At 67.7% G+C, this 10,334-nt stretch carries 11 protein-coding genes; 1 reads left to right on the top strand and 10 read right to left on the bottom strand.

What is annotated here, in order from left to right; genetic code table 11:
• A partial coding sequence (locus tag QZ994_RS16270) for an ATP-binding protein (protein ID WP_290873980.1) occupies positions 1-1,649 on the top strand: 1,649 nt, incomplete at its 5' end.
• A 14-nt stretch (positions 1,650-1,663) separates the two neighbouring features.
• On the opposite strand, the gene QZ994_RS16265 is transcribed toward QZ994_RS16270, so the two are convergent.
• From QZ994_RS16265 to QZ994_RS16220, 10 genes are all read right to left on the bottom strand, one after another.
• Positions 1,664-2,248, bottom strand: a complete 585-nt coding sequence (locus tag QZ994_RS16265) for a CBS domain-containing protein (protein WP_290873977.1) — start codon at positions 2,246-2,248, stop codon at positions 1,664-1,666.
• 264 nt (positions 2,249-2,512) lie between these two features.
• The gene (hisF, locus tag QZ994_RS16260; protein WP_290873974.1) at positions 2,513-3,292 is read right to left on the bottom strand and encodes an imidazole glycerol phosphate synthase subunit HisF; all 780 of its coding nucleotides are present in this window, start codon (positions 3,290-3,292) and stop codon (positions 2,513-2,515) included.
• A gap of 35 nt (positions 3,293-3,327) precedes the next feature.
• Entirely contained in the window at positions 3,328-4,071 is a 744-nt protein-coding gene (gene hisA, locus QZ994_RS16255) for a 1-(5-phosphoribosyl)-5-[(5-phosphoribosylamino)methylideneamino]imidazole-4-carboxamide isomerase (RefSeq protein WP_290873971.1), read from the bottom strand.
• A 78-nt stretch (positions 4,072-4,149) separates the two neighbouring features.
• A complete protein-coding gene (hisH, locus tag QZ994_RS16250) occupies positions 4,150-4,836 on the bottom strand; it encodes an imidazole glycerol phosphate synthase subunit HisH (RefSeq protein ID WP_290873968.1) in 687 nt (228 codons plus the stop codon).
• On the bottom strand, positions 4,833-5,459 hold the full coding sequence (gene hisB, locus QZ994_RS16245) for an imidazoleglycerol-phosphate dehydratase HisB (protein ID WP_290873965.1): 627 nt from the start codon (positions 5,457-5,459) through the stop codon (positions 4,833-4,835). The genes hisH and hisB overlap by 4 nt, the downstream gene beginning before the upstream one ends.
• Positions 5,460-5,481: 22 nt before the next feature.
• Positions 5,482-6,588 carry a histidinol-phosphate transaminase gene (hisC, locus tag QZ994_RS16240; protein ID WP_290873962.1) on the bottom strand — a complete coding sequence of 369 codons (1,107 nt, stop codon included), beginning with the start codon at positions 6,586-6,588 and terminating at the stop codon, positions 5,482-5,484.
• Between the two features lie 2 nt (positions 6,589-6,590).
• Positions 6,591-7,931, bottom strand: coding sequence for a histidinol dehydrogenase (gene hisD / locus QZ994_RS16235; RefSeq protein ID WP_290873960.1), 1,341 nt, complete (start codon positions 7,929-7,931; stop codon positions 6,591-6,593).
• A 119-nt stretch (positions 7,932-8,050) separates the two neighbouring features.
• Positions 8,051-8,689 (bottom strand): ATP phosphoribosyltransferase, encoded by a 639-nt coding sequence (gene hisG, locus QZ994_RS16230; RefSeq protein WP_290873986.1) that lies wholly within the window; start codon positions 8,687-8,689, stop codon positions 8,051-8,053.
• Between the two features lie 14 nt (positions 8,690-8,703).
• Positions 8,704-10,002 (bottom strand): UDP-N-acetylglucosamine 1-carboxyvinyltransferase, encoded by a 1,299-nt coding sequence (gene murA, locus QZ994_RS16225; protein WP_290873957.1) that lies wholly within the window; start codon positions 10,000-10,002, stop codon positions 8,704-8,706.
• 106 nt (positions 10,003-10,108) lie between these two features.
• Entirely contained in the window at positions 10,109-10,330 is a 222-nt protein-coding gene (locus tag QZ994_RS16220) for a BolA family protein (RefSeq protein WP_290873983.1), read from the bottom strand.
• Positions 10,331-10,334: the final 4 nt, after the last annotated feature.

Below are 10,334 nucleotides of genomic sequence, written 5' to 3'. Positions count from 1 at the left end.
CCGACAGCGCCCTGCGCGGCCAGACCGTTCTGATCGGCGTGACCGCACGCGGCCTGGCCGACGATTTCCTCACCCCCGTCTCCGGCCTCCATACCGGCATGGCGGGGGTGGAGGTCACAGCCCAGCTCTTCGCCGCCCTGCAACAAGGGCGCGGGCTCACCACCTTGCCGCGCCCTGCCCAAGCCCTCTTGTGCGGCCTGCTGGTGGGTGCCCTGGCCTGGTCCTTCCGTCGGGTCACGCCACGCCAGGCCCTGGCCAACGCCATCGGGCTGGCCGTGGCCTGCGTGATGCTGGCCTGGCTGCTGGTCGCGTTGGACATCTGGCTCCCCCCCTTCAGCGTGGTGCTGGCCGCCCTGCTGGCCTACCCGATCTGGAGCTGGCGCCGCCTGGAAGCCACGGCCCGCAGCCTGGAGGCCGAACTGGAGGCCCTGCAGGCCGCCACCGGCCCGATGGGCCGCGTGCCCACCCTCGTCACACCCACTCGCACGGACAACGACTTCATCGGCCAACGCACCGACGCGCTGCTCACCGCCACCGCGCAACTGCGCGAAGCCCGGCAGCTGCTGGCCGACACCCTGGCCGCCCTGCCGGATGCCGTTTTCGTGACCGACGCGGAGGGCCGCATCACACAGGCCAACCGCCAGGCCTTGCGGGTCTGCGGACGCGAGGGCCCTCACCCCGAGGTCCTGATCGGCTTGCCGCTGGATGCCGCGCTGGGCGGCCTGACCCCGGTCGAATCCCCCAGCTGGCAGGCCCTGTGGCGACAGGCGCAGACCACCCAGACCCTGGTGAGCACCGAGGCCAGCCAGGGCGACACGGCGCAGCACCTGGTGCAAATGGCCGCGGCCAGCGACCCCGCTGACCAGGCATCCGACACCGGCACGCCAGCGGCCCGACCCCATGGCGTCATCGTCTGCGTGAGCGACATGACCCTGTTGCGCCAGGCCGAGCTGCAGCGCCAGGAGCTGCTGGGTTTCATCGCGCACGACATCCGCTCGCCCCAGGCTTCGCTGCTGGCCCTGGTCGAGCTGCAGCGCATGGGCGATGGCCTCTCCAACGACGAGGCACTGGAGCACGTCGAAACCCTGGCGCGTGGCACCCTCGACCTGTGCGAGGAACTGCTGCAGGTGATGCGCGCCGAAACCCGGCCCGTGACCCTGGCCCGCACCGACCTCTACTCGCTGGCGGAAGAGGCCATGGCCGAGGTGCAGCTGCGGGCCAGTGCGCGGCACATCACCCTCTCCGGAAACTGGACGGGTGAAACCCGCTTGCCCGCGACGGTCGACGCCTACCTGCTGCACCGCGCCCTGGTCAACCTCCTGGGCAACGCGGTGAAGTTCAGCCCCGATGGCAGCGCCGTGCAGATCGAGGTGACGGCGGAGCCCGGCGGCTTCCGCATCGCCGTTCAGGACCAGGGTCCCGGCATCCCGGCTTCCGAGCTGGGTCGCCTGTTCCGGCGCTATGAACGCGTTGAACAGGGGCGCCCTTCTCAACTCGCAGCGGGCATCGGGCTGGGCCTGGTCTTCATCGAAACTGTGGCGCGGCGCCATGGCGGGCACGTCACGGTGCACAGCCTTGAGGGCCAGGGCTCGCGCTTCGAACTCAGCCTGCCCGAGGTCAACGCCCCCGCCGCAGCGCCGGAGGCCTGATCAGACCCGGGCGCTCAATGCGCCAGGGCCTGCTCCAGTTCGGCAAAACTGCGCGAATGCAGGTCGGGCTCGATCGCCGTCTGCATGGCCATCTCCAGCCGCCGCGCCGAGAACAGGCCTCTCAGCACGGTCTCGCCCTGCTTGCGCTGGGTCACCAGCAGGTAGCGCAGCCCGTGCTCGTGCAGGGTCGCGGCCACATCGCCCAGACGGGCATGTCGCACCTCGGTCATGTCGACCGTGTCCCATCGGGCCACCGGCACCATCACATCGGCCAGGGTCAGTTCATGGTGCGGCACATGGTGACGCGACGCGTGCAGCACCGGCCGCTCGCCCTGGATGTCTTCCGCCGTGGCCATGCCGACCAGGGCGCCATCGCTGCCGGCCACGAACACCATGCGCACGCCGGAGCGCATCATCAGGTGCAGGGTTTCGCTCAGGCCGTCGCGGTGGCTGGCGACCACGCAGGGGCCGTGGTGCAGGTCGGTGAGCAGGGACAAGGCCGGGTCGTTGGGGCTGGCGTGGCGCTGAGCCTGGGGCAGGCTGGGGGCTTGATGGACAGCGTGCAAAGGCAGCGGCTTGAAGCCGAATGCGGAGGGCATGACAAACTCCTTCATGAGGTTCGGATGGCGCCCTGGCGGCCCGGTGAAACACCTGGGCTCAGGGCGCCGCAACACATCCCGGAATCCACATTAAGCCCGAGCCCGACCGTGAAGTTGTGTGAGGCGCCATGCCCACGTCGCCAGAGGTGTGAAACCTTCACGCCCATGAAAAAAGCCGCTCGAAGCGGCTTCAGGGATGGTCCCGATGCGGGGCCTTTGGCCTCTTTAGGGGCCAGGTGGGCACGGGCTCAGGGGCTCAGGGGCTCAGATCCGAACCGGGATCCCGCGTTGCGCCATCAGGGCCTTGGCCTGCCCCACGGTGTACTCGCCGTAGTGGAAGATGCTGGCGGCCAGCACGGCATCGGCGCCGCCCTGCTGCACGCCATCGGCCAGGTGGTCCAGGTTGCCCACGCCACCGGAAGCGATCACGGGCACGCCCACGGCATCGCTCACCGCACGGGTGAGGGCCAGATCGAAGCCCGATTTCGTGCCGTCACGGTCCATGCTGGTCAGCAGGATTTCGCCGGCGCCATAGGCCGCCATCTGCGTGGCCCAGGCCACCGCATCCAGCCCCACGTTCTTGCGCCCACCATGGCTGTAGACGTCCCAGCCCGGACCGCGCGCAGCCAGGTCGTCGCCCTGGCGCTTCTTGGCATCGATCGCCACGACGATGCACTGCGAACCATAGCGGTCGGAGGCATCGCGGATGACCTGCGGGTTGGAGATGGCCGCCGAATTGAAGCTGACCTTGTCGGCCCCGGCATTGAGCAGGCGACGCACATCGGCCACCTCGCGCACGCCACCGCCCACCGTCAGCGGGATGAAAACCTGGCTGGCCACGGCCTCGATGATGTGCAGGATCAGGTCGCGGCCATCGCTGGTGGCGGTGATGTCGAGGAAGGTCAGCTCGTCGGCGCCCTGGTCGTTGTAGCGTGCGGCGATTTCGACCGGGTCACCGGCATCGCGCAGCTCGACGAAGTTGACACCCTTGACGACCCGGCCACCGGTGACGTCAAGACAGGGAATGATGCGTTTGGCGAGCATGAGCAGGGCGACGTGGAAAAAACAGCTTGGGAGGATCAGCCGCCGTTGAGCTCATCGGCACGCTTTTGGGCCGCCGCAAAATCAAGGTCGCCGCTGTAGATGGCGCGGCCGCAGATCACGCCTTCCACGCCTTCGCTCTCGACCGCACACAGCGCCTCGATGTTGGCGATGTTGGACAGGCCGCCCGAAGCGATCACCGGGATGGTCAGGGCCTGGGCCAGCTTGACCGTGGCCTCGATGTTCACGCCCGAGAGCATGCCATCGCGACCGATGTCGGTGTAGATCACGCCTTCGACGCCGTAGTCCTCGAACTTCTTGGCCAGGTCCACCACCTCGTGACCGGAGAGCTTGCTCCAGCCGTCGGTCGCGACCTTGCCATCCTTGGCGTCCAGGCCCACGATGATGTGGCCACCGAAAGCGCTGCAGGCGTCACGCAGGAAACCGGGGTTCTTCACCGCGGCCGTGCCGATGATGACGTAGCTCAGGCCGTCATCGAGGTAGCGCTCGATGGTGTCGAGGTCGCGGATGCCGCCACCCAGTTGCACCGGGATCTCGTCGCCCACCTCTTTGATGATGGCCTTGATCGCCGCTTCATTGACGGGCTTGCCGGCAAAGGCGCCGTTCAGGTCCACCAGGTGCAGACGACGGGCGCCTGCATCCAGCCATCGTCGGGCCATCGCGGCCGGATCCTCGCCGAAGGTGGTGGAGTCGTTCATGTCGCCTTGTTTGAGGCGCACGCATTTGCCGTCTTTCAGGTCAATCGCAGGAATCAGCAGCATGGCTGTGGTGCCGGAGGGTGGGTAAGAAAACGGTGGGATTGTGGCCTGAAAAACACCCGCCGGGCGGCGGGTGATTCATCAAGGCTGCCAAAGCAGGAAATTGCGGTACAGGGCCAGACCGTGGTCGGCGCTTTTTTCAGGGTGGAACTGCGTCGCAAAAATATTATCCCGGGCCACGGCGCAGGTAAAGCGCAGGCCATATTCGGTTTCGCCGGCGCTGTGCTGGGCGGTGTCGACCACGGCGTGGTAACTGTGGACGAAATAGAAATAGCTGTGATCGGGGATGCCGGCCCAGACGGGGTGAGGCTGTCCGCCCCAGACGCCTTCGTGGCGCGGCTGGCTCACACGGTTCCAGCCCATCTGCGGCACCTTGTAGCGGCTGCCATCGGCCTGCTTGAGGCCATCCAGGCGGAACTTGATCACCTTGCCGGGAATGAGACCCAGGCCGGGAGTGTCTTGCTCTTCGGAGTGGTCCAGCAGCATCTGCATGCCGACGCAGACGCCCATGAGCGGCTTGTTGGCTGCGGCATCCAGCACGGCACCGAGCAGTTCGCCGCCATGGGCTTCGCGCAGCTCGCGCATGCAGTCGCGCATGGCGCCCTGCCCTGGCAGCACCACGCGCTGGGCGGCACGCACCACGGCCGGGTCGTTGGTGACGACCACATCGAGGTTCAGGCCCTGGGCCGCGTGCTCCACCGCCTGCGACACTGAGCGCAGGTTGCCCATGCCGTAATCGATGACGGCGACGGTCGCGTTCTGGCTCACAGCGAACCCTTCGTCGAGGGGATCACACCGACCATGCGGGGGTCGCGCTCCAGCGCGGCACGCAGGGCGCGGGCAAAGGCCTTGAACACGGTCTCGCACTGGTGGTGCGCGTTGACGCCCTTGAGGTTGTCGATGTGCAGCGTCACGCCGGCGTGGTTCACGAAGCCCTGGAAGAACTCGTAGGTCAGCTGGGTGTCGAAGGCACCGATGGCGCCCGAGGTGAAGGGGATGTGCATCTCCAGGCCGGGGCGGCCCGAGAAGTCGATCACCACACGGGAGAGGGCCTCATCGAGCGGCACGTAGGCGTGGCCATAACGGCGGATGCCCTTCTTGTCGCCCACGGCCTTGGCAAAGGCCTGGCCCAGGGTGATGCCCACGTCTTCCACCGTGTGGTGGCCGTCGATGTGCAGGTCGCCTTGCGCCTGGATGTCGAGGTCGATCAGCCCATGGCGGGCGATCTGGTCGAGCATGTGGTCGAAAAAGCCGATGCCGGTGTGCAGCTTGGCAGCACCCGTGCCGTCGAGGTTGACGCGCACGGTGATCTGGGTTTCGGCGGTGTTCCGGGTGACCTCGGCCGTGCGGTCAGCGCAATCGGAGGTGGGCGCCAGTTGGGGAGCGTTCATGCAGAAAGGGCGTTGGTGACGTTCAGGGTGCGGTCAGCGGCTCGCGCAGGATCTCGGCCAGGGCCGCGATCAGCGCGTCATTCTCCGAAGGCAGGCCCACGGTCAGGCGGACACAGTTTGCCAGCAAACCGTGCAGACCCGCCACATTTTTGATCAGGATGCCACGGGCCTTGAGGGCCTGGAACACGGCCGCGGCGTCGTTCACGCGCACGAGGATCATGTTGGCCTGGCTCGGGTAGGCTCGGGCACCGGGCATGGTGGCCAGGGCGGCCTCGAGGCGGCTGCGCTCGGCCTTGATCTGGGCGGCCTGGGCGTCGAAATCTGCCGCATGCTCGAGAGCGAACAAGGCGGCTTCGGTGTTGAGCACGCTGATGTTGTAAGGCGGGCGCACCTTGTCGACCTGCTCGATGAGCTCGGCGCGGCCAAACATGTAGCCCAGGCGCACACCGGCCAGGCCGAATTTGCTCAGGGTGCGCATCAGCAAGACATGGGGATGCTGCCCCAGGCGCGGCAGGTAGGACTGGCTGGCGAAGGGCTGGTAGGCCTCGTCGATCACGACCAGACCAGGGTGCCCTTCGGCCACATTGGCCGCCACCGCCTGCACCACCTGCTCGATGGCCTCATCGGACCACAGGTTGGCCGTGGGGTTGTTCGGGTAGGCCAGGTAGGTGATGGCCGGGCGATGCTCGCGCACGGCGGCCAGCATCGCGGCCACATCGAGTTCGAAATCGGCCGTCAGCGGCACGCCCACAAAGCGCAGGCCAGCCAGTTTGGCCGAGTATTCGTACATCACGAAGCCGGGCAGCGGGGCCAGCACCGTGGCGCCCGGTTGCGCGCAGGCCACCGAAAGCAGGCTGATGAGCTCGTCAGAGCCGTTGCCCAGCACCAGGCCCATGTCGGCCGGCACCTGGGCGTGGGCACGCAGTGCGTCCTGCAGCGCGTGGATGCGCGGGCCAGGGTAGCGGTTCAGCGGCAAGGCACCCAGGCGTTCACCGAGCCGGGCCTGCAGCGCAGGCGACAGGGTGAAGGGGTTTTCCATCGCGTCGAGCTTGATGAAGCCCGTCGCATCCTGCACGTGGTAGGCGTGCATGGCGCGCACATCGGCGCGGAAGACGTCCAGCAGGGACATGGTCAGTCTGCCTTGTGAGGGTTGTGCGGGTGGCCGCGCAGGCGGAACTCGGCGGCCATGGCATGGGCCTGCAGGCCTTCGCCATAAGCCAGCACGGCGGCCGTTTTGCCCAGCACCTGGGCACCGGCCTCGCTCACCTCGATCAGGCTGGAGCGCTTCTGGAAGTCGTACACCCCCAGCGGCGACGAGAAACGCGCCGTGCCCGAGGTGGGCAGCACGTGGTTGGGGCCCGCGCAGTAGTCGCCCAGCGATTCGCTGGTGTAGGCCCCCAGGAAGATGGCGCCAGCGTGCTTGAGCAGCGGCTCCCACTTGCCCGGCTCGCTGCTGGAGACCTCGAGGTGCTCTGGCGCGATGCGGTTGCTGATGGCGCAGGCCTCTTCCATGCTGCGCGTGAGGATCAGGGCGCCACGGCCCTCCAGCGAAGCGCGGATGATGTCGGCGCGCGGCATGGCGGGCAGCAGGCGGTCGATGGCGGCCTGCACCTCGGCGATGTAGGCGGCATCGGGGCACAGCAGGATGCTCTGGGCCAGTTCGTCGTGCTCGGCCTGGCTGAAGAGGTCCATGGCCACCCACTCGGGCGGCGTGCTGCCGTCGGCCAGCACCAGGATCTCGCTGGGGCCGGCGATCATGTCGATGCCGACCTGCCCGAAGACGCGCTTCTTGGCGCTGGCCACATAGGCGTTGCCCGGGCCGGTGATCTTGTCCACCTTCGGGACGGTGGCGGTGCCATAGGCCAACGCCGCCACGGCCTGGGCACCACCGATGGTGAAGGCACGGCTCACGCCGGCCACGTAGGCGGCCGCCAGCACCAGGGGGTTCTTCTCGCCCTTGGGCGTGGGCACGACCATGATGATTTCGGGCACGCCGGCCACGTGTGCCGGGATGGCGTTCATCAGCACAGACGAGGGGTAAGCGGCCTTGCCACCGGGCACATAGATGCCGACACGGTCCAGCGGGGTGACCTTCTGGCCCAGCAGGGTGCCGTCTTCATCACGGTAGGACCAGCTCAGGCCACAGGCCTCCTTCTGGCGCTCGTGGTAGCTGCGCACGCGTGCCGCGGCCGATTCCAGCGCGGCGCGCTGTTCGGCGGGCAGGCCGTCGAACGCGGCCTTCAGCTCGCCCTGCCCCAGTTCCAGCGCTGCCATGGCATCGGCGTTGAGGCCGTCAAAGCGGGCGGTGTACTCGAGCACGGCGGCGTCACCCCGGCCCTGCACATCGGCCAGGATGGCGGCGACGCGGTCTTCGATGGCCGAATCGGTCTCGGCCGACCAGTGCAGCACGTTCTGGAAGGCGGCGTCGAAGTCGGGCTGAGTGGTGGCGAGGTGGCGAATCTGGACTGTCATGGCCAAGAGGATCTCAGAAATCAGGCGGCATGGAAGCCGGGCGGCGATTGGGACTTGCGAATGTCGCCATAGCCGCGCCAGGCCGGGCCCATCAGGACGATCGGGCCTGGCCGGTGGGCTCAGCGCGGGATGGCCGACTCGAAAGCCTGGATCAGGCTGCGGATGGCCTCACGCTTGAGCTTGAGCGCAGCCTGGTTGACCACGAGGCGCGAGCTGATGTTCATGATCTGCTCGACCTCGACGAGGTTGTTGGCCCGCAGCGTGCTGCCGGTGGAGACCAGGTCGACGATGGCATCGGCCAGGCCGGTCAGCGGGGCCAGTTCCATCGATCCGTAGAGCTTGATCAGGTCGACGTGCACACCCTTGTTGGCGAAGTGCTCGCGGGCGATGGTCGTGTACTTGGTGGCCACGCGGATGCGCGAGCCTTGCTTCACGGCACCGGCGTAGTCGAAATCGGCGCGCACGGCCACGCTCATGTGGCACTTGGCGATGTTCAGGTCCAGCGGCTGGTAAAGGTTCTCGCCGCCATGCTCGATCAGGATGTCCTTGCCGGCCACACCGATGTCGGCGCCGCCATGCTCCACATAGGTGGGCACGTCGGTGGCACGCACCAGCACCACGCGCACGTCAGGGCGGTTGGTGCCCAGGATGAGCTTGCGGGTCTTCTCGGGGTCTTCGCTGACCTCGATGCCGGCCGCGGCCAGCAGGGGCAGGGTCTCTTCGAAGATGCGGCCCTTCGACAGGGCCAGGGTGATCATGTTGCCGCTCATGCTCAGGCCTTCACGCGTTCGATGTCGGCGCCGATGCCGCGCAGCTTGGCTTCCATCTGGTCGTAGCCACGGTCCAGGTGGTAGATGCGGTCGACCAGGGTTTCGCCTTCGGCCACGAGGCCGGCGATCACCAGGCTGGCCGACGCCCGCAGGTCGGTGGCCATCACGGTGGCGCCCGACAGTTGCGGCACGCCCGTGACCACGGCGCTGTGGCCGTCGACCTCGATCTTCGCGCCCAGGCGGATCAGCTCGTTGACGTGCATGAAGCGATTTTCGAAGATGGTCTCGTGGATCACCGCGGTGCCGTCGGCCACGGCGTTGAGTGCCATGAACTGGGCCTGCATGTCGGTCGGGAAGGCGGGGTACTCGCGGGTGCGGAAACCCACGGCCTTGGGGCGCCCATGGCCCGTCACGCGGATCCAGTCGGCGCCGACCTCGATGCCGACACCGGCTTCGCGCAGCTTCTCGATCACGGCTTCCAGGTGCTCGGCGTTGGCCTTGCGCAGGGTCACGTCGCCACCGGCGGCGCCCACGGCACACAGGAAGGTGCCGGTCTCGATGCGGTCGGGGATGATCTGGTGGGCTTGCGCAGGCTTCAGGCCGTGCAGCTTGTCCACACCCTGGATGCGGATGCGGTGCGTGCCCTGGCCTTCGATCTTCGCGCCCATGGCGATGAGCAGGTTGGCCAGGTCGGTGATTTCGGGCTCTTGCGCAGCGTTCTCGAGGATGGTTTCACCCTCGGCCAGCGTGGCGGCCATCAGCAGGTTTTCCGTGCCGGTGACGGTGACCATGTCGGTCGTGATGCGGTTGCCCTTGAGGCGGGTGGGCTGGCCGTCGGCGCCCAGGGGCGTGCTGGCCTCGATGTAGCCGTGCGCCACCGTGATCTGGGCGCCCATGGCCTGCAGGCCCTTGATGTGCTGGTCGACCGGGCGCGAGCCGATGGCGCAGCCACCGGGCAGCGACACGCGGGCACGGCCGAAACGGGCCAGCAGCGGGCCCAGCACCAGGATGGAGGCGCGCATGGTCTTGACCAGCTCGTAGGGCGCCTCGGGGTTGTTGACCTGACGGGCGTCCAGCGTGACGAGGTTGGCGTCGTCGGCATGGCGCTCGGCGACCACACCCATGTTGGCCAGCAGCTTGAGCGTGGTCGAGACGTCCTGCAACTGGGGCACGTTGGCCAGCGTGACGGGCTCGGCGCTGAGCAGCGTCGCGCACAGGTCAGGCAGGGCGGCGTTCTTGGCGCCAGAGATGGTCACGTCGCCTTGCAGACGGCGTCCGCCGCGGATCAGGAGTTTGTCCATGAAACACAAAGGGCGCGATGCCTCCGCCGCAGCGGGGTCGCGCCTTCCAAAATAGGAGGTTGTAGGTGGCAGTGCCCGGTCGACGCGGGCCCGACCGCCGCCTGGGTCAGGAGGTGGCTTTGGCCTGGGTTGCCCACTCGGCCGGGGTCAGGGTCTTCATCGACAAAGCGTGGATCTGCGCCCGCATTCTATCGCCCAGGGCCTGGTAGACACGCTGGTGACGTGCCACGCGGCTCTTGCCGTCGAACTCGGCCGAGACGATGGTTGCGAAAAAGTGCTCACCGTCGCCTTCGACTTCCAGGTGCTCGCAGGGCAGGCCGGCCAGGATGTAC

The sequence above is a fragment of the Aquabacterium sp. genome (genome assembly GCF_021768455.1).
In the GTDB taxonomy this organism is placed as follows: Bacteria; Pseudomonadota; Gammaproteobacteria; order Burkholderiales; family Burkholderiaceae_C; genus Aquabacterium.
Note: the sequence above shows the minus strand (reverse complement) of the source record. Positions and strands in the feature narration are given on the sequence as shown.

What these genes read in the sequence shown, in the direction of transcription:
- QZ994_RS16265 (WP_290873977.1), bottom strand. Translation starts at nt 2,248, where the DNA reads ATGCCCTCCGCATTCGGCTTCAAGCCGCTGCCTTTGCACGCTGTCCAT.
- hisF (WP_290873974.1), bottom strand. Translation starts at nt 3,292, where the DNA reads ATGCTCGCCAAACGCATCATTCCCTGTCTTGACGTCACCGGTGGCCGG.
- hisA (WP_290873971.1), bottom strand. Translation starts at nt 4,071, where the DNA reads ATGCTGCTGATTCCTGCGATTGACCTGAAAGACGGCAAATGCGTGCGC.
- hisB (WP_290873965.1), bottom strand. Translation starts at nt 5,459, where the DNA reads ATGAACGCTCCCCAACTGGCGCCCACCTCCGATTGCGCTGACCGCACG.
- hisC (WP_290873962.1), bottom strand. Translation starts at nt 6,588, where the DNA reads ATGTCCCTGCTGGACGTCTTCCGCGCCGATGTGCGCGCCATGCACGCC.
- hisD (WP_290873960.1), bottom strand. Translation starts at nt 7,931, where the DNA reads ATGACAGTCCAGATTCGCCACCTCGCCACCACTCAGCCCGACTTCGAC.
- hisG (WP_290873986.1), bottom strand. Translation starts at nt 8,689, where the DNA reads ATGATCACCCTGGCCCTGTCGAAGGGCCGCATCTTCGAAGAGACCCTG.
- murA (WP_290873957.1), bottom strand. Translation starts at nt 10,002, where the DNA reads ATGGACAAACTCCTGATCCGCGGCGGACGCCGTCTGCAAGGCGACGTG.